The sequence below is a fragment of the Sphingobacterium bambusae genome, from assembly GCF_033955345.1.
Lineage (GTDB): Bacteria > Bacteroidota > Bacteroidia > Sphingobacteriales > Sphingobacteriaceae > Sphingobacterium > Sphingobacterium bambusae.
On record NZ_CP138332.1, the window covers coordinates 1,056,096 to 1,075,839 of the forward strand.

Annotated in this window: 16 protein-coding genes; 10 read left to right on the forward strand and 6 right to left on the reverse strand. The window is 46.3% G+C overall.

Features of this window, described 5'->3' with window-relative positions; translation table 11 throughout:
• The gene (locus tag SCB77_RS04450; protein ID WP_320185225.1) at window positions 1-831 is read right to left on the reverse strand and encodes an RNA polymerase sigma factor; all 831 of its coding nucleotides are present in this window, start codon (window positions 829-831) and stop codon (window positions 1-3) included.
• Between the two features lie 569 nt (window positions 832-1,400).
• On the opposite strand from SCB77_RS04450, the gene SCB77_RS04455 reads away from it, so the two are divergent.
• A complete protein-coding gene (locus tag SCB77_RS04455) occupies window positions 1,401-1,874 on the forward strand; it encodes a helix-turn-helix domain-containing protein (protein ID WP_320185226.1) in 474 nt (157 codons plus the stop codon).
• A 76-nt stretch (window positions 1,875-1,950) separates the two neighbouring features.
• On the opposite strand, the gene SCB77_RS04460 is transcribed toward SCB77_RS04455, so the two are convergent.
• Window positions 1,951-3,036: an SH3 domain-containing protein gene (locus SCB77_RS04460; protein WP_320185227.1), complete on the reverse strand. Its 1,086-nt coding sequence runs from the start codon at window positions 3,034-3,036 to the stop codon at window positions 1,951-1,953.
• A 374-nt stretch (window positions 3,037-3,410) separates the two neighbouring features.
• Here SCB77_RS04460 and SCB77_RS04465 point away from each other — a divergent pair, with 374 nt between their 5' ends.
• Both SCB77_RS04465 and SCB77_RS04470 read left to right on the forward strand, forming a co-directional pair.
• Window positions 3,411-3,800: a hypothetical protein gene (locus SCB77_RS04465; protein WP_320185228.1), complete on the forward strand. Its 390-nt coding sequence runs from the start codon at window positions 3,411-3,413 to the stop codon at window positions 3,798-3,800.
• 46 nt (window positions 3,801-3,846) lie between these two features.
• Window positions 3,847-4,374 carry a GNAT family N-acetyltransferase gene (locus SCB77_RS04470; RefSeq protein WP_320185229.1) on the forward strand — a complete coding sequence of 176 codons (528 nt, stop codon included), beginning with the start codon at window positions 3,847-3,849 and terminating at the stop codon, window positions 4,372-4,374.
• A gap of 117 nt (window positions 4,375-4,491) precedes the next feature.
• On the opposite strand, the gene SCB77_RS04475 is transcribed toward SCB77_RS04470, so the two are convergent.
• On the reverse strand, window positions 4,492-6,468 hold the full coding sequence (locus SCB77_RS04475; RefSeq protein WP_320185230.1) for a beta-N-acetylhexosaminidase family protein: 1,977 nt from the start codon (window positions 6,466-6,468) through the stop codon (window positions 4,492-4,494).
• A gap of 189 nt (window positions 6,469-6,657) precedes the next feature.
• Window positions 6,658-6,864: a hypothetical protein gene (locus SCB77_RS04480; protein ID WP_320185231.1), complete on the reverse strand. Its 207-nt coding sequence runs from the start codon at window positions 6,862-6,864 to the stop codon at window positions 6,658-6,660.
• A gap of 308 nt (window positions 6,865-7,172) precedes the next feature.
• On the opposite strand from SCB77_RS04480, the gene SCB77_RS04485 reads away from it, so the two are divergent.
• On the forward strand, window positions 7,173-7,511 hold the full coding sequence (locus SCB77_RS04485) for a n-acetylglutamate synthase (protein WP_320185232.1): 339 nt from the start codon (window positions 7,173-7,175) through the stop codon (window positions 7,509-7,511).
• Between the two features lie 36 nt (window positions 7,512-7,547).
• On the opposite strand, the gene SCB77_RS04490 is transcribed toward SCB77_RS04485, so the two are convergent.
• Window positions 7,548-8,039: a nucleotidyl transferase AbiEii/AbiGii toxin family protein gene (locus SCB77_RS04490; protein WP_320185233.1), complete on the reverse strand. Its 492-nt coding sequence runs from the start codon at window positions 8,037-8,039 to the stop codon at window positions 7,548-7,550.
• 496 nt (window positions 8,040-8,535) lie between these two features.
• On the opposite strand from SCB77_RS04490, the gene SCB77_RS04495 reads away from it, so the two are divergent.
• From SCB77_RS04495 to SCB77_RS04520, 6 genes are all read left to right on the forward strand, one after another.
• Window positions 8,536-10,095, forward strand: a complete 1,560-nt coding sequence (locus SCB77_RS04495; protein WP_320185234.1) for a hypothetical protein — start codon at window positions 8,536-8,538, stop codon at window positions 10,093-10,095.
• On the forward strand, window positions 10,058-10,732 hold the full coding sequence (locus SCB77_RS04500; RefSeq protein WP_320185235.1) for a hypothetical protein: 675 nt from the start codon (window positions 10,058-10,060) through the stop codon (window positions 10,730-10,732). Before SCB77_RS04495 ends, SCB77_RS04500 begins: the two co-directional genes overlap by 38 nt.
• A 411-nt stretch (window positions 10,733-11,143) precedes the next feature.
• Entirely contained in the window at window positions 11,144-11,737 is a 594-nt protein-coding gene (locus SCB77_RS04505) for an RNA polymerase sigma factor (protein ID WP_320185236.1), read from the forward strand.
• Window positions 11,738-11,832: 95 nt separating this feature from the next.
• On the forward strand, window positions 11,833-12,960 hold the full coding sequence (locus SCB77_RS04510; RefSeq protein WP_320185237.1) for a FecR family protein: 1,128 nt from the start codon (window positions 11,833-11,835) through the stop codon (window positions 12,958-12,960).
• Between the two features lie 21 nt (window positions 12,961-12,981).
• Window positions 12,982-16,146, forward strand: coding sequence for a TonB-dependent receptor (locus SCB77_RS04515; RefSeq protein WP_320185238.1), 3,165 nt, complete (start codon window positions 12,982-12,984; stop codon window positions 16,144-16,146).
• 16 nt (window positions 16,147-16,162) lie between these two features.
• Window positions 16,163-18,676, forward strand: coding sequence for a phosphocholine-specific phospholipase C (locus tag SCB77_RS04520; RefSeq protein WP_320185239.1), 2,514 nt, complete (start codon window positions 16,163-16,165; stop codon window positions 18,674-18,676).
• A gap of 62 nt (window positions 18,677-18,738) precedes the next feature.
• Here the strand turns inward: SCB77_RS04520 and SCB77_RS04525 are convergent, their stop codons facing one another.
• Window positions 18,739-19,734 (reverse strand): endonuclease/exonuclease/phosphatase family protein, encoded by a 996-nt coding sequence (locus SCB77_RS04525; protein WP_320185240.1) that lies wholly within the window; start codon window positions 19,732-19,734, stop codon window positions 18,739-18,741.
• Window positions 19,735-19,744 lie beyond the last annotated feature (10 nt).

Consider the following 19,744-nt stretch of genomic DNA (forward strand, 5'->3'; position numbering starts at 1 on the left):
CTACGTATTAACCTTTTTTTTTCCTGCCGCTTTTAGCCTCGCATGTGCCTGCACAAAAAGCTTCTTCACCATCGTTAGCTCCATCGTTAATGCCTCCGATATTTGCTCAAAAGACCATTGCCGCTCATAGCGCATTTGGAAGATCTGCTGCTGTACCGCATCCAGATCATCCGTCGCCAACAGCTTCGCCAGCGCAGGTGCCTGCGCTATTTTCTGCGCGCCATTCGTAATAGATCGCAGGCGATCGATGGTTTTCTCCACCTGCCGCGCCACCTCGCGCGCCGATATGCCGCCCAAAGACAGCGCTATACGCTCGTAGTTGAAGCTATATTGGATGCAGAGCTTGATAAACAGCTGCTGTTGTCCATCCAAATTGGGTAGCAGCAGCTGCAATTCTTGCAGGTGTTGCTCCTTCTCTGCTTCCTCTCTGTCTAGATCTGCCGACTCGACGGCTTGGCTATCATCCATTTCATAGCCCAGTAAAATATCCTGCGCATCGGCTATGCCATCCAGCCTTAGGAAGCTTCGGTGGAATCTATTCTCCGTATTCTCGAAAAAGTTGCGTATAGCCGATCGCAGCTGCACCTTCAAGAAGCTGCTGATGCCCTCCACTGTATCCACCTGCTCCCGAAACAACCATAAGCGCAGCAATACCTCTTGCGATAGGCTATCTGCGACCGCATCATCCTGCGTTGCCCGCAATGTTCTACGATAGAGAAAGCCGTAAAAGCGATCATAGAAAAAGTTGAGCCCACGCACATCCCCGCGTTGGAGCAAAGCGATAAATTCTTGGGGCTGCTGTTGTTGCGATGTGTTGTTCATAATCATCATCTTGGTTAGTTAACGATACCGGCCCCGCTTGCTGCGGCAGACGGCTGAGCATCTAAAATTGATCTACAGGGCCTATCAAAAAGTAGCATAATGCGATGAGGTATGGGATATTGATCGAACAAACCGCAGCCATGACCTCGCGATAAGGGATAAAAACAACTTATTAGGAAAAGATGTATTGTGTTACATCTGCTTTGGGAAGCGCCAAGCATGGCGCAATTCCTAAGCTTAACGATAGGTGGAAGCGAGCTCTTCCATAATCTAGCGTTATGCCTACAGTACGTGCAGACGTATTTGGTGAGTGAGCAATATCCTCACCTTGCAGCGTCACAAGCAGCCTCATTGCATATATTTCCATCTCCTTCGCAGGAAAAACGTTCAATCAATAGCCATACATCAAAGAACTTTTACTTTTGGCTTTTCAAGCAAATTCTAACCTAAAAAGCACTAGTTATAAAGCACCTATAAAAATATCTACACAACAAATGTATATAATATTTTTATTTGCACAAAATATGTTACAAATAAATATGTAACATAAAGACTCCAAAATTATTTTTATTTGGTATGTGAGTACGATCAACAAAGAGATTCTAAAAGAAATTGGGATCAACATCAAGTCGCGGCGCGAGGAAATATCCTATTCGCAGAAAGATCTTTCCAACATGACCGGATTGACGATCAATATGATTTCGACTTTTGAAAATGGAAAGGGCGCTACGCTCAATAATTTCCTGTTGATCTGTCGCGCCCTAAAAATACAACCCAAAGACATCCTGCACAACAATATTGATTTAGAACCGCTCTACGATCTTCCACCCGAGTCTAAGCGACGGATCGAAGGCACGCGCAAATTGGATGACCTAGTAGTGCATACCGATTTTTTCGATTTCCCGAAACGGGTGTCGGAAGTACTGAAAAAGCTGGACTACGACAAGTCGCAGAGCAACAAGTTTTCGGTATACCTCAGCGGCTATTGCAAGGAGGGTAAACTGGAATATATCAAGGAAGGTAATATCAAAAAATACAGGAAAAAGCAGTAGCTTTTTCCTGCTATATATTGGTTCCCAAAGCGTATGATCCTCTAAAATATGTGGGACGCGCTTTTCAAGCAAATACCTACAACAGCTTTATACGCACGTACTGAAACGCATCATTCAGGCTTCCATCGGCCTTCCAAAAAGCATTAACATGGTTTACGGCTGTATACAGGTAGCCGTCGGCAGCCCAGAACATGTCCGTCTGCTCACCATTGGGCATCCAATTTTTAAAGCTCGCGGCCATCAGCCTATTGATCTTGTTGCCAGAAATGGAATACAGCTCTAAGTCGGCCGTCATATCGTAGGGGTTGGCATAGATGCAGATAATATGTTTCTTATCGGCCGAGATATGGGGGTACTCGCCAAAAACCTGTGTCTCTTCGCCACTCGTTTTGTCGATAAACCTATAGTTCAGGCTCTCCCAATACTGCCCATTGATGAGGAACTGGTTTAAAAATTCCACCTGCCCTAGGTATTGAAAATATTGCTCATCCTCCTCCGCATTGGCTCGATCAGCATACCTTACCGTTTTGCTTTGCGCGGGTAATTCGAGGACACCATTTTTCTTTTGGTGCGCAAGCGTATCCTGCAAAAGGAAATTTACCGAGCTGCCTTTCTTGCTATCAAACAATCCCTTATCTATCAATTCCAGTTCCAAGTATTTGCCAAGACGCTTACCGTCTTCATGCTGCTCCGTCTCCTCGCCCACCGTGAGCAGCGAAACCACCGCTAGGTCGGCCGGTACTAGCGCAATCGCGCCCACGGCACCCGTTTGGCTTTTCAAGACATATACCTTTTCCCATCCGTTACTTTCAATTTGGCTGCCATCACGTGTAAATTCCCGCGTTATGCGCTCGCGTATACCAAGCCAAGACTCCGTTTCCTCGATCACGTCCAGCTTGCTGCCATAGGTAAAAACACCCAACGACTTCGCATCCTCGCTAGCCTGCTGTCGCATGGTCGCCCCATTTCGGTCTACGACATAGGTGCTGCGAAGCACCGCCGTCTTATCAAAGTCAATGGGATTACCAGCAGGCTCGTCCAGCTGTGCCATCGTATCAGCAGGCGATTGCTGCGGTACATTCGCCGTCGTCTGCGCGGTATTCGTACAGCTAACAGCCAACAAAAGCGGCGCAGCAACAGCGAGATAAATCAGTTTTTTCATTCCTATAGTCCTACCAAAAAACCGGCCAATTTAAAAATAGAAAATGCGCACACGCTCGTGAACAAATTCAAGAATTAATGACCAATTCCCGAAGATAAATTTATTTTTCTTAATTTTAAGACTTAAATTATAAGCTACGGAGAAAGCATTGCACCATCTTTGCTATTTGCCTAGGGTCTGTATCTCACCTTAATCCCCTCCTCAGCTGTAGATTACCTTAGCAAGCAATACCCCAACAATCAGGTAGATGCTAAGTTTGTTGCAAAGTATTTCAGCTTAGGGAGATAGACCTCTTGGAAGGTTTACCAAACAATTTTATGCGCGAAGGACGCAGGAAAGGTATTATTTTTGAAGCATAGCGAAAAACAACAGATATGATCTTTAATCTTCAATTACTCTTTGCAAGCTTTATGACAGTCTTCACGGTTCAGCAGCAGGATCAGGAGCTTTACAAAGCATGGAAAATTGTGGCCGAGGAGCGCCTATATCTGAATTTGGATGGATCAGCGCATAGCGCATTTCTCAACAGGCTGGACTCGGCAAAATCCGAGGCTACTGTCTTTACTTTCCTTCCCGATGGCACCTTCCAATCTGCCGAAGGCAACGGAACATTTAAGGCCTCTGCCGACTCCATCCATTTACGGATTTCGGACAAAACCACCTCTTTTAAGTTTACATTGAAAGATAACAGCTTATATTTGTACAACGACGTGAAAAAGGAAGACCATATCCGTAGGGAGATGTTGCACGCGCAACCCTTGTAAGCATATCTCGCTCCTTTGAAGCGCCTACATAGCCCCACAAGAAACCATGAAAATTTACGCAGAAACAGAACGACTGATTTTAAGAGAAATAGTGCCCAGCGATATCGAGGGTATGTTTGAATTAGACTCGGATCCTGAAGTACATAAATACCTAGGCAATAAGCCCGTACAGGATAAGCAGCAGATTGCAGCCGTGATCGATTTCATCCGGAAGCAATATGTAGATTACGGTATCGGACGCTGGGCCATAGTGGATAAGGAAACCAATGAGTTTATGGGATGGGCTGGCTTAAAATACGTCACGGAGGAAACCAACGGACAGCGGAACTTCTATGATTTGGGCTATAGGCTGATACGCCGTCATTGGGGTAAAGGTATCGCTACCGAGGCTGCACAAGCTTCCTTGGACTACGGATTTAACGATATGAAATTAGAAAAACTTCACGGCATTGCAGATTGTCAGAATGTAGGTTCCAACAAAATTTTGGTGAAGATTGGATTTGATCTCGTGGAAACATTCAACTTCGACGACATAGCCTGCAACTGGTATACCATCGTCAAGCCATCTGTTTAAAGCGGATAAGCGTTTAGCGCTGCACAGGCATGCAGATGATTTGATACGCCGGGATGCGCAGGTCCTAAAAAAACCTTTGGCTATCCTCATCAAATGAAGATAGCCAAAGGATTACTATTAATAGCTAATGAGGCCTGGCGCTTTTGCTATAAAAACATCCAATACACCATCTGCCAGCTTGATAGGTCCTTCTACACGGGTAGCGCCCGGGATAGATTGTATTGCTGTTGCTTCGGCGGCAAACTTTTTAGCCTGCTCAAAATGACCCGTTGCTGCTGCATCTGCGCTATCGGCTGCCTCTAGCCCTGCCGCTGTGGACGCCAAAGCCTTGCCCCACAATACCATGGCATCTAGCCAAGGAGCCGCTTCGGCAAGGAAAGCCTTATCTACATGCCCATTGCGGATCACATTCGGCGCATCTGCAAAACGAGCAGCATGCTGTGCCAGCGCTGCAATTGCCGCTTTGCGGCTGTTGACATCGCCATAGGCGATAACATCCTCTACTTCATCCAAGATAGCTTTTAAATGAGGCGCCTGTGCCTGCCAAGGATGCGTACCAAAGGTTGGTGCCAAACGCTGCGTATCAAAGAAAGTCAGCAAAGCCTCGCTTACCTCTGGATTCCAAGCAGCCAGCTCACGTGCCGCAAATTTCCACGTGCGGTCGGCATCATAGCCCTTATCATTCCAAGCAAAAGCCACCACACCCGTCACGGCAGCACGACTCGCCACCTCTTGGTTCATCGGGTTAGACACAATACCGGAAAGCTCTTGCGAAAGACCTGATTCACGGCGCATGTAAGGCGCCATCAACAACCTGCCACTCGACTCGCCATAATCATTCACTGGATAGTTGTCCCACAAGAAAGTCTTGCGACCAAAGGCCTTGGTAGCCGCCTTTGCGTCGGAAATAGAAATGGCCGGCGGTACAACATCTGTTCCTGTCCACTGCACTACAATTGAAGGGTTAAGGTGCTTGCGCAAGGCTTCTTTGTAAGGTGTTTCCTTGGCGTCATAGTATTCCGTAGGCACCATAATCAATGGAGGTGCTGTTGGATCAACCTTTTTGATATCGGCTTGCACGGCATTCAGCAAATGTGCCTGCGCCCGAGCGGCAGCCTCGGCCCCTGAAGGACCAAAAGTAATCGAATCTTGCTCGCAGTTCCACTGTTTATACTCGATATCGTCTAGTGCAACATAAAAACTACGGATACCTAGTTCGCGCAGTACCTTAAATTTGGCGAGCAGCGCCTGTAGATCCTTCGGATCGGAAAAGCACACCGTTGGTCCAGGAGAAATAGCGTACACGAAGTTGATGTGGTTGTTCTTGGCCACCGCAGCAAGCTGCCCCAACTCTTTCAAGGTGGCAGCAGGGTAAGGCTCGCGCCAGCGATCACGTGCATAGGGATCGTCTTTCGGGCTATAGATAAAAGTATTGGCCTTTAGGGTAGCCAAAAAGTTGATATGCTTTTCACGCTCCAGCATGGACCAAGGCTTACCATAGAAACCTTCGATGGTACCACGGATGGGCAATGCTGGATGGTCGTTGATGACCAATGCTGGGAAAGCTGTCCGCGCAGCCAGTTGCCGGAATGTTTGGGCGGCATAATAAAGGCCGTCTGCGTCTTTGCCCAGCAGCGCGATCACTGCGCCGTCGCCGACAGGCTTGCTGGCCAAGGTATAACCACTTGCGGCCGTATCTACCGAGCTTGTTAGTTGTTTTACGGCATCCAGCACCTGCGCATCAGCATGCGTGCCTAGCAAGATGTAGGTGCCATCTATATTTTTAGGAATCTTTTTGGCGGTCTTCACCGTTTTTACGCCGGCATCTTGAAGCACGCGCGCAATCAATGCGCTGCTGCCCGCATCAACCGTTGACGAAGAAACCAATACCACCGATTTCCCTAAGCTAAAGTTGCCTTTACCCAGTTCCATCGACACAGGGGTCGGAAAAATGGACGGCAAGGTCGATGTTTTGGAGAAGGAAGAAGCATTCGTTAAAGGAGGAGTTGAAGAAGATTGAGCGAAAGTCATGCTTACACCCAAAAGCGGCATCGCCACAACAGCGCGTAGTAGCCTTTTCAGATTATTTGTCATAGTAGCCAAATTTAAAAAAATATCGTTGTGTTTACCAAGAAAAGCAGACTGATATCAAGAGAAGAGCATCATATACCAAAAATAAGCGTTCCGCGGGGCGCGGTTGCACGAAGGCATATGGGTTTGCGACAGGCTGCCATCCTGCTACAAGCAGTTAGATCGGGAAAAATTCCGTCTCGGTATACACCGCTAGGCAACCAGGCCGACAAGCTGCAGCTCCCTGTCTTTCCAGAGTAGCAAGTCTTCCAAGACCAACACGCAAGCATCCTCGTCTACACGCACGATAAATTCCCAAAAATCACCGTCTATCTTTTGACGAACCCCATTGACAAGCAGGTGGTATCCACGGGTGATTAAATCCTTTACTATATCTTTTGTTAGCGCTAGCTCTTCCATCTTCCTTCGTTTTCAATAGAACAAGAATTTATGAAGTTAGTTTTAAAAGCGTATTGGTTTATTCCATCTTTTTATAAAAAATTTGTAGCATTCATTATTTTTATTATATTCGATCAAACAATGCCGTTATTTTACTTCTGCTTATGAAAACTATTGACCGAAATCAAAAAATCACAACAACAAAAACGTAGAAGTAATTTTTCATGCTTATGAAAATCCTTTCGGGGAGAATTAATCCCTCTACTGCTCGGTAGAGGGATTTATTATTAGGATGTAAACTCGAAGTAGTAAATTTGGATACCGTAACAATGATAAATTATAACGACAAGTGCTTCTGCGCCGTAGCAAACAGTGATAATGGGGAAACCTCAGCAGAAACGATATTTCACTACCAACAGGTAGGGCAGATCTTAACGGCGCACTACCAAGGCGGAAAGATCGTCAGCGGACATCTAATCGGCATTGTCAATCAGGCCGGCGAAATTGATATGCGCTACCACCAAGTCAATACCGAAGGACAATTGATGACCGGTATCTGCAGATCCACACCGGAGATCTTGGCAAATGGAAAAATACGCTTGCACGAAACCTGGCAATGGACATCAGGCGATCAATCTGCTGGTGAATCTATTATCGAAGAACTATAGCGATATGCAACGCGTATTTTAAAAATTGATAGACAATTAATTTATCTTGATTGCCCAATCGAGCAACAATAATCGTTCTCGTATTATTCTTAAAGTAGACAGCACATCTTCTTCCTTTGGTAAGTCGCCAAATACCAACGGCCCAAAGTCATTGATATACACAAATCGAAGTTCTCTCCAAACAACCTCCAAATGTCTAAAAATCAAGGCATCAACCGGATGATGGACTAACCACATATTATTGTTTCTGAAGCTCAACTTATCATCATAGGCAACCTGTAACAACATCCTTTCGAACTCAACAGACTGCAGGAAAGTACAGAAAGCAGCTTGTTTCATAAGTTGATGTAAATCGTAGAGATGTCTTATCTTTTTCTTTAGATCATCCAAGGGTCTTTCCGTATACGAGAAACGAACTAAGCTCATTATTTTTTCACAGATAGTTCGTGTAGGCTGCAATACCGATAATTCAAAGGGCAAAAGCCCATATTCTTCCGCAAGATATCGTTGCCCGTTTCGAAGCAACATTTGACCTACAAACGAAGAAAGATAAACAGTTATCTGAAAGAGTTCGCAGATAAGTTCATGATAGATCAGGAAATCACCTTCCCGATGTCAAGGTATACCTTTTCGACTACGGTACACTAGGAATAATATACCCATATAGATCGTTTCCAAAATGCTCGGTCACACTGATATCAAGACGATGCAGACTATACCAAGCTATTGGATACGCTAAGAGCGTCGCCACCTAATGCCTTAGTAGGATGCGTTGTTGACTTGCACAATGTAATAAAGCAAGTTTCACCTCAGCTAACCATACCGAAAATTACAGAGATCTAACTCGCTTTTGGCTCTATTCCTTAGGATATCAACATATATCGATTTTGAATGTAGAGAGGCAGTTAATATATATAATTAATTTACAAGTGATTTATTAATACATATATCACATTACAGTAATATACAAACACGTATTATTGTAATCACAAAACAGATTATTAGTAAGCTTAATTTTGACACAATGAAAGAAAAAAATGGAGCTATTTTTTTACGAAGGTTTTGGTTTTGGGTCATGCCCCTCCTCGTTTTATTCATCTTACTACAAGGATGTGATAAGGGGATAGATGTAGCCAGCTTTCCGCGCTCAGCCGATGCGTTAGAAAATGGCTATCAAGCTCTTTATGAAAAACTTAACGTAGGAGACAAATTAATCGACACATTGAACTCGAACTTGATCGTAAACTATTTGCCCGAGTGGGAAAAATCCAGAGAATACCAAAAGAACGATTCCAGTCATCATAGAATCGTGCCACTGAAACCTGTAGTTACGACTGGGGGCATCGCCAAAGTAGCTAATGTCATATCTGACTTCCCTTTTTTATTCATAGTTAATGGAAAACAATTCTATTTTGGAAGATTCTTTTCTTCCGCGTACAGTGAGGGACAGGTTGTCAATATGGACAGCGTTTTTGTTAATGGTGAGATGGAGCTGACGGAAGTTTTTACGAATAAGATAATAAAATACCGATATGAGGGTGGTGCAGGAGAATACATTAGGCCATCTGTGCAAGCTCGGCAAGCAACTGGGAGAAATTTGCAATCAAGATACGAATTAAGATGTGAGACGGAGATTACCTGTACATGGTATGCCGATTGCCAAGGCGGGCTCTATTTAGCGACCAGTCCCTCTGGCACTTGTATACAGCCGCCGTCAACGACCCCATGCGACTACTCGGCACCATGGCAGCGTTCTACGGATATAAGGCGCGAAGTTTGTCAAAATGTATGGATTCCCGACCCCATAGATCCAGGCGTCCCTGGAGGCGGTGGACCTCCAACTAATGAGGACAATAAGACTGAAAAGGAAAAAATTCTGAGAGACCTTAAACTTAGCGACTGCCAAGGGGTAAAAAAAGCAAATGAGATAGCGAAAGATATTAAAATAAGAAATGCTATCAATGCAATAAAGAGCAAAACAAAAGAATGGGGCGTAGAATTGAAACTAGCGGATCCCAATGATCCTAATTCTTTAACAGTCGGCGCCCCCTACACAGATAGTAGGTCTTCAGTTGTAAATCTAACTCCAAGCTGGGATCAACGTCAGGGATATACAATTGGTTTTATTCATAACCATCCTAACGGGGGATCTCCAAGTCCATCTGATATCTTTAACGCGGCTGTCGATCTTGTTACGATGGCCGGCCAGCAAAATATTCCAGCAGATCAACTTTCGTTATATTTGAATAATTTTGTATCAATAGTGGTAAGCGGTGATTATATTTATACTATCACTGTCAAGGAAGCTCAAACATTCGCTTATATGACAAGAGAATTTGAAGGGAGTAGGCAAGTGAAAGAAAATTTGAGATACAGAGAGTCAATCGAAAAATATTTAGAAGACAATAATATTCAAAACCCAAGTCGAACCCAAATGCAGACAGCAGGAGAATCAGCTCTATTAAAACTGTTTGGAAACATGTTCAATCTTAGCAAGCAGAAAATTAACGAAATCGAAAAAAATCAGTCAGTACAGCGATCGGCCGATGGCAGCATTAATACTAAAAACCCTTGCAACCCTTAATTCAACAAAGATGAAAAAGATTTTTTTGCCGTTTTTTATATTGTTTTTTGTGGCCGATATTATGGCACAACAAAACGTTTTACAGAAAATTAACAGCCCTTATCTGCATTCGCGAGATTATCTTAGGACAGTTAGTGCAGTCAACGATTTAAACAACACAATCTTTAGGAAGTACATTGGCATGGATTATCTAAACATGATTGACAGGTTCTCCGATAAATCCGCTTATTTCAGAACGAGATATCCTTTATCTGAGCCAAATGAAATTGGTTTGTTAAATGTATCTTGGCTTTCCTTTTCTAGAGCTAGACCTAGAGCCACTATTGAAGAGTTTTCCAAATCCAACTTCGATGCTTTGACACTTGAAGAAGATTGGGACAGCCGAGTAATTAAGTTTGTCAAAAACAACATGGTCCATGGAAGCTATATGTACAATAAAAATACATTAGATGTTTACTTCTTGGTTGTGTCAATGACAAAACCAGAGATGATACGCGGATCAGTTAAAATAAATCTTACAAATGATCAACTAAAAGAAGCATTCCTTAATGATTTCATACAAAAGATTAAATTTGAGCCAGATGAGACGCAACTGCCTCCTGGTAATCCCGGAGGTACTAGGCCTCCACGCAGATGACAATAATTAACACCATTCAATAAGTTCTTTTCAGATCATGAGCGCGAATTAGCATTATTTGATCTAAAACGGAATACCCCTCCCCTTTACCAGTATATTTGCTCGGTAGAGGGGGTATTTCGGTGATTAATTAAATTTGATGGTTTTGTACATCGAATAGCAAACTATTAACTGCCCGAACACCAAGCGTAAATCTAGATTATGACTTCTCTAGTGTTTAAAAAGTTTCTCATAAGTTTCGAACGATATCACCATCAAGTTCGAGCAATAACCATCTGAAACATTTCCAGTCCAACAGTCAATACGCTCAATAGACGTCCCCAACGCAACTCTTTATATTTTCTTAACACTATCATAAAAATAGCTTTTTATGCTATCTCTACTTTTGGTAATTATTAACAGATCTAGAGGATGCATCTTGAAACAACAGATTTATTGGTTGATCGCGGCACGGCCCTGAGTATAGAAACATACAATGCGCTCTACGCGACCTATTGTCATTCCGTTTATCGAAACATCATGAAGCTTGTCAAGAATGAAAACGATGCGGAGGATATTCTGCAGGATGTATTTGTGTCGCTGTGGGAAAACAAGGATAAACTCAGCGATCGCTCCATCTCGGGCTGGCTCTTTATCGTGAGTCATAACAAAGCGATGGATCACCTGAAGAAACAGCTGCGCCTCACGATTGAGCAGCATAGCATTATCGAAGAAATAGCAGACCTTAGCCTTGATGTGCACGATCGCGAAGCCCTCTACCTAGAGCAACTCAAGATGGTGACAGAAGCCGTAGATGCCCTGCCAAAAAGAAAAAGAGAAGTGTTTAGGCTATGCCGTCTAGAGGGATACTCCAAGGATGATGTGGCCGCGATGATGGGCATCTCTTACCAATCCGTAAGCGACTACCTTAAGCAGTCCAACAAAGCCATCAAAGCATACATCGTCGAAAACTATCCCTATGCCGCCAGCGGAGCAATTGTTGCCGTGGCTGCCTTCTCTGCCTGAACTGTTTTTCCATTACAAATTCGAAACAATAGCTTCACGATTTGTTAATCCAAAAAAGCATCCCCTTTTTGCCATTCGTCAGTCTTTAGGACGAGATGCAACAGATAAGCAAACTGATAGACAAATTTTGGAGCGGAAAAAACCGTGCACAAGAAAACAAAAAACTGCTGGAGAGCCTTGGGCAAGATGCCGACGAAATCCAAGCGCAGCACCGCGACGAATTTGAGGATAGCCTAACAGGGGGTAACCTAGAACAGATGCCCGAGGAACGCCGCCAGCGCGTCTTCCGCAACTTGCAAGGACATATTCAGCAACAGCAGTTCGTAAGCGACCAACCAACTTCCCCCTATCATTTGCAAAGCAAGCGACGATATGCCTTTGTCCGCGTAGCGGCGGCAGCCATCCTGATGCTGGCGCTAGGCAGTATGATCGCGATCCGGCAAATCCAACAGCGCATCCATTCGGAGGTAACAGGCATCGCCTTAAACAAAGACATTACCAAGAAAAACGATAGTCAAGCCGTCCTATCGTTCAGCATGCCGGATCGTTCTACCGTGCACCTTGCCCCCGGCGCTACCATAACCTATAACGCAGACTACAACAACCGTAACCGCGACATCAGCCTTACTGGCCAAGCCCGCTTCGATGTGACGAAAAACCCCGATCTACCTTTTCAAGTTAGTGCCCGTGGATATACAGTGACCGCATTGGGAACGATTTTCCTCGTGAATGCCAGTCCAAAAGACCGCATGCTTGTAGCGCTATTGGAAGGTAAGGTAGCCGTTCAAAAAATAACGACGACAGCAGAAAAAACGGAAGCGCATATCCTGCTCCCAGGCGAAGAACTGCTGATCGACTTGCAAAACCAAAAGATAAAACATTTCGACATGGCCAGCAGCAAAATGCACAAAGCCGAAGATCATGCCCTACATCCCGAGCTCGCTGCTCCAAAGATAGGCAGCCAGCGCATCGTGCTACACTTTAGTGATACCCCTGTTTTGACCGTGATTTCCCAATTGCAAGAGCTCTACGGAAAAACATTCGTATACGACCAGCAACAGCTGAGCCGCGAGGTGTACAGCGGCAGCTTGTCCCTAGGCGACGGCAGCAGTATCGACTCGCTCAGAAAGACCTTGAACATTCTTTTCAGCGGCAGCAACCTTGACTTCAGCATAGAAGCCGATCAAATCAAGATAAAACGTAAAGAAACCCAAAACAACTAAAATACATAACAACCGTACAACATGCGTAAATTTTTAACCCTTCTCTTGCTGACAGGACTAACCCTAGGCCTGTTTTCAAGCCGTGTCCTCGCGCAGGCCACTAACGCCAGCATCGTGGGCGTCATTACCGATGCCAACAATCAACCTGTAGGCGGTGCCAGCATTACCGTGCGCAACGAGTCGACAGGCTTTACCACCAGCACGTCTACCAACACGAATGGCGAGTACCTTTTCCAACAATTGCCGCTAGGCAAGCCCTACACCATCACGGTGCAACACCTTCTTTACGCCCAAGCGGTAGAGAAAGGATATGGCCTAAATCAAGGCGATCTATTGCGGCTAAATTTCAGCATGAAGGAAACCAACAACATGCTCGATGCCGTGGAAGTATCCGCCAGCAGCAACCTGAAAAACACCATCCGCAACCTCGGTGCTTCCACAGCCGTAACCTCGCGCGACTTGGAGCGCCTACCCGTTAACGGAAGGAACTTCACCTCCCTCATCAACCTATCACCATTAAGTAATGGCAACCAGCTTTCTGGGCAGATAGCAACCTCCACCAACTATTCCATCGATGGAATGACCTCCCGTGGCCCGCTATCTGGCGGTACCACCAACCGTGGACCATATTCCGTTTCCATGGAAGCTATTCGGGAGTTCGAAATCGCAACCAATCAATACGATGTCACCTATGGCCGCGCAGGCGGCGGTACCATCAGCACGGTTACTAAATCTGGAACAAACACCTTTACCGGAAGTGTATTTGCCTATGGCAGAACCGCTGGTTTGGCTAGCCCATACGACATCCGAGGTAACCGCATCGACCAGGAATATTCCACTTACCAGTTTGGCTTTTCCTTGGGTGGTCCTATCGTCAAAGACAAAGCACACTTTTTTGTAGCGCTCGATCAGCAGCAAGACTCACGTCCGTTCTACATTGCCGATATACGTACGCCGGCAGATGAGACACGTCTAAACATCACCCAGTCCACGTTGGATCAGTTCCTATCCATCGCACGCAACAAATATGGCGTGGCCGAATCACAGCAGATCGGTGCTTTCGATAGAAAACGTCCTACTACCACCCTATTTGCCCGCGTAGATTGGCAGCTCAGCGATAAAAATCTATTGACCGTGCGCAACAACTATGTGCGCGATATGAACAACTATGGGGTGTCCGACAACAGTGCCATCAATATCTATGAAGTGTATGGCTCCCACCTGTCTACAGACAACAGCCTCATGGCTTCCTTGCGTACCTCCATTGCACCGAAAGTGACCAATGAGCTGAAAGCGCAGTACCTCTATACCTTGGATGATGGTCGCCCCAATGCGCAGCTCCCTTCATCGAATATTCCGCGTGCCATTGTGCAGCAGCTGGAATCTACCATTGATGGAAAAACCGTGAACACCACGGTGCAGCTTGGCGGACAGCGCTACCTACCCGAAGTATTCAAAAACCATGTGTTCCAATTGGTCGACAACCTCTACTATACCAAAAACAAGATCAACTATACCTTTGGTGTCGACCTGATGTATACCAAGCTGAGTTCTTTGGCCACCAGCGAAATGAACGGCCGCTACTACTTCAGCGGTATGGACAACTTCAACAACCTTACACCATTCCGCTATGCACGGGAAGTTTCCTTGGTGGATGATCCTACCGTAAACCAAAGTGTGCTCAACAGTGGTGTTTATGCGCAGGCACAATCCAACCTAGGTAGCGGATTGGATCTTACCGTAGGTGTGCGTGCAGACTATACCCACTATTTTGACAAGCCTACCTTCAACCAAGCGGTATATGATGCTCTGAAGCTGAGCACCGACAATGGTGTAACCACCTTCCAGCTTCAGCCCCGCTTTCAATTGACCTGGGACATCGGCGAACAACAACGTGATATACTACGCGTCGGTGCCGGAATCTTCGGGTCCAACCTCAATAACTACTCCATGGTCAACAATATGTTGAACGATGGTACCAAAGTAGCTTCGGTGGATATCTCGGGCGCACAAGTGCCTACACCAAATTTCCCTGGCTACCGCGCCGATCCGCTAAGCGCTCCCGGACAGGAACTGTTTAACCTTCCCGGCGTACAAAAAGTGAGTACCATCAACATGAATAGCAAAGATATCAAGGTACCTACCCTATATAAAGCCAACCTTTCCTACAACCGTTTCATCAGCGATCGCTTCCGTGTGGGCGCTACCTTCCTGATGTCCTTTGCACGTAACAACTACATGTATGTAGACCGCAATATGAAGAACGATCCGTTCTTCCGCTTAGCCAATGAAGGAAACCGCGGCGTATTTGTACCCGTAACCGGCATCAACCCAACCAATGGCGCTGCCGATTGGACTACAGGACGCGAAAGCACAGCAGTGAGCCGCGTATTGGAATTGGTGAGTGAAGGCAAAATAAATCAATACGCCATCGTGCTGGATGCAACAGCACGCTACTACAAAGATGGCGAGATTACTGCGAGCTACACTTGGAACGACACCAAAGACAACACTTCTTATAATGGTAACGTGGCCAACACCGCTACGCTGGACCTCATGGTGGCCGACGACCCGCGCGATCTGAGCACCATGGCCTATTCCAACAACCATTTCCGCAACAAAATCGTGGTCTATGGTACCTTGCCAAGCTTCTATGGTGTTAGTTTCGGTGTACGCTACTCGGGTATCGGCGGCACGCGCTACTCCCTAGCCGTAAACGGAAATGTGAATGGCGATTTTGTGAACAGCAACGACCTTGCCTTCGTCTTCGACCCCAACAATAGCAACAATAGCCAAGCGATTCGCGAGGGTATACAGAACATCTTGAACAACCCCGAAGCCGACCAACGCTTTAAAGACTACCTGAGCGGACGTTTAGGACAGATGGCAGAGCGTAACGGTGTGGAGAACGGTTTTTACGGCGTATGGGATATCCGCGCGAGCAAGAAATTCAAGATACATCGCACGCACAGCATCGAAATATCGGCGGATGTCTTCAACTTTGCCAACCTCTTGAACAAAGAGTGGGGCGTAGACCATTCCTTGACTAAGCAAAACCTGATGACGATCCGTAGCTTTGATGCTGCAGCTCAACAGTACAACTACCAGATCAATCCAAACGCTGGGGTTTCCAATTTAGCAGGTAACCCATACCAAATCCAACTCGGATTGCGTTACAGTTTTTAATATATAAAGCACAAGTATGAATAACTCCAGAAGAGATTTCATAAAAAAAGCGGCACTTCTATCAGGAAGTGCTGCTTTGGTCAATATGTTGCCGGCTACTATTCAGAAGGCACTCGCTATTGACCCCGCAAAGGGCAGTACATTTTATGACGCCGAGCATGTGGTTTTCCTGATGCAGGAAAATCGTTCATTCGACCACCTTTACGGCACCTTAAAGGGCGTACGGGGGTTTAACGATCCACGTATCATTAAGCAGCCCAATGACAACAACGTGTGGTTGCAGTCCAACGCCGAGGGGAAAACCTACATCCCCTTCCGCCTCAACACCAAGGAAACAAAAGTGCCTTGGATGGGATCTACGCCACATGGATGGGCCGACCAAACCGACGCCCGCAACCAAGGAAAATACGACCGCTGGCTGAACGTTAAAAAGCCTTACAACAAGGCTTATGCCGATATTCCCCTTACACTAGGCTACTGCGACCGTTCCGACTTTCCATTCTACTACTCCCTAGCCGATGCTTTTACCGTATGTGACCAACATTTCTGTTCCAGCATCACCGGTACGCACCCCAACCGCTGGTACTGGATGACGGGCACCGTACGAGAGAAGAACCAAGTGGATGCCAAAGCACATGTGTGGAACATCAGTGACTACAACAAGCCTACACTGAACTGGAAAACCTATCCCGAGCGACTGGAAGAGCAAGGCGTATCTTGGCGCATCTACCAAAATGAGCTCACGATGGGCTTTGGGCTAAATGGCGAAGAAAGCAATTGGCTGAGCAACTTCGGCACCAACGTCATGGAGTATTTTGAAGCTTACAATGTACGCCTGCACCCCAGCGGCATTGCTAACCTAGCGACACGAAAGGCAATAGCGCAACAGGAAATTGCCCGCATAGGATCTAACCCTAGCGATGAAGCCGATAAACGGCGGCTACAAGCGGCGCAAAAGGTGCTGTCCATGATCGAAACCGGCGAGCAGCGCTATACGCAGGAAAACTTTGATAAGCTGTCAACTCTGGAAAAATCCATCAACAGCAAGGCGTTCACCGTAAATAGTGGTGATCCCGACTTTCACAGCTTGACGAACCTGGCTTATGACGATGAGGGAACAGCGCGTAGCCTAGAAGTGCCCAAAGGCGACGTGCTCCACCAGTTTAGGCAAGATGTAAAGAACGACAAACTGCCCACCGTTTCTTGGCTCATGACGCCCGCCAACTTCTCCGACCATCCCGGTCGTCCTTGGTTTGGATCTTGGTATGTCAATGAAGTGATGGAGATCCTGTTGGAGAATCCCGAGATATGGAAAAAAACCATCTTCATATTAACCTATGACGAAAACGATGGCTTCTTCGACCATGTTGTACCCTACGCAGTGCCCAATCCCTACAAGGAAAACACAGGTAAAGTATCGGCCAATATAGATCCAAAAATGGACTGGGCCTTGAAAGACCAACAAACAAATCCTTCGGCTATGGACGACCGCATCCGCGAGAGCTCCATTGGTTTGGGGTATCGCGTGCCGCTCGTTATCGCCTCCCCTTGGACGCGTGGTGGCTTTGTCAACTCCGAACTTTTCGACCATACCTCTTCCCTGCAGTTTCTGGAAAACTTCCTTGCTACCAAGTTCAAGAAAAACGTGCGCGAAGAGAATATCACGGCATGGCGCAGAAGTGTATGTGGCGATTTAACATCCGTATTCCGCCCATACAACGGTGAAAAAATAAACGGTCCGCAGTTTATGGACAAAAGCGCTTTTATGGAAGATATCCATAAGTCACAATTCAAGGATCTGCCACAAAACTACAAGGCTCTTTCTGCAAGTGAGATACAACAGATCAATGACAATCCATTGGCCTCCCCGTTATTTCCGAAGCAAGAGCCCGGCATAAAACCAGCCTGCGCCATCCCCTACGAGCTTTATGTGCATGGTGCCTTCGATCCAAAAACAGCAAGCTACAACCTATCGTTCCAAGCTGGCAACAGCGTGCATGGAAGAAAAGCCAGTGGCTCGCCCTTTTTGGTCTATGCGCTAGCCCCTTACCAAGGCGAAAGCTTACGCACCTGGGAATATGCCGTGTCCGCTGGCGACCAGCTGCAGGATAGCTATCCCTTGGCTTCTTTCCAGCAGGATAGCTACCATTTCAGCGTATACGCGCCAAATGGCTTCTTCCGCGAGTTCCGCGGCAGCAAAGAGCAACCCGGTATACGCGTGAAAAGCCTGTATCAACAAGAGGGAGCCGCCGCCAAACTCAGCGGCAACATTCTGTTGGAGCTGCACAATGCCGGCAAGGAAAGCCGCGAGCTGCTCATCAGCGATCTGAGCTATGGCCAAAAAGCATTGTCCTGCCAGCTGAAAGCGGGCGAAACTAAGCAACTTGTGGTCGATCTGTCGAAAAACCATCATTGGTATGACCTATTGGTTACGGTAAAAGGTTATGCATCTTGGTCTGAGCGCTTCGCTGGACACGTGGAAACCGGCCGCCTATCCAACACCGATCCGCTTATGGGCGGAATCGTTTAATAAGCGAAAATATATTCTGTTACGGGGTGTATGTCCCGTAACAGACATATTTAGAGCTATGCCTAATCGGCCAATCGAAAAGAGGCCATGACGGGTAAGTGATCTGAAATCGTCCCCGCATCGGTTATCACTTCTCCTGCCAGCAAGCGAAGTTTGTCGTTGTAAAAAATATAGTCGAGCCGAGCCGACGGATCTGCACTGTCGTAGCTGTACATCAGCCTGTCGCCACCCAAAGCAACAGCCTGCATATCGGCAGCTTCTAAGAAAGGGGCAATCGTTGCATCCACTTCGTCAGGACTGCTATTGAAATCGCCGAGCAAAACGGTAGGATACTTCGCGGCATAGTGACGATAAATAGCAAGCACCTGCGCGCTATGAATGGCTCGGGTGTCGCGATCAAAGGCTTCCAGATGTACATTGATTACTATAAGCTCCTGCCCTTGAAACGCGACTCGACAAACCTGCGCTAAGCGCTCTAGGTAAAAATGATTGTAGAAGAAGGGCGCAGACTGTACTTTGGATAGCGTATCGACCTTTTGATCCATAATGGGATACTTCGACAGCAACGACTGTCCAGAAACAATCCGACCAAAATGAACCGTCGGCGGCCAATACGGAAACGGTACATAACGCTTATCCCAATTAACGGCACGTGCGACATAAGGAAAAGTCCCAGCCTTTGCAAGCAGCTCTTCTTGATCCATGTTATAGCTGCGATCACTCCCGTAATCAATCTCTTGAAAGGCGATGATATCCAAATTCTTTTGCTGTAGCAAGTCGGATGCCTTTTTTAGGTGAGTATCAAACAATGTCTTTGCAGGCTGCACAGGCTGATTATTTGTCAGTCCACTCAAATAACCCAAATTGTAGGTCATAATCCGGAACACGCTATCATTCAAAGCAGCGGTATCGACCTGAACAACCGATACACGATTGCCACGCAGCAGCACATGCTGTTCGCTCGGTAGGTTAGCCTGAAAGGCCCACAGGTAGAAAGCCATCACCAGTAGAAACAGCGCAAAGCATGCAAAAATGGTGTAACGAATAGTCTTTTTCATCAGCTTATCC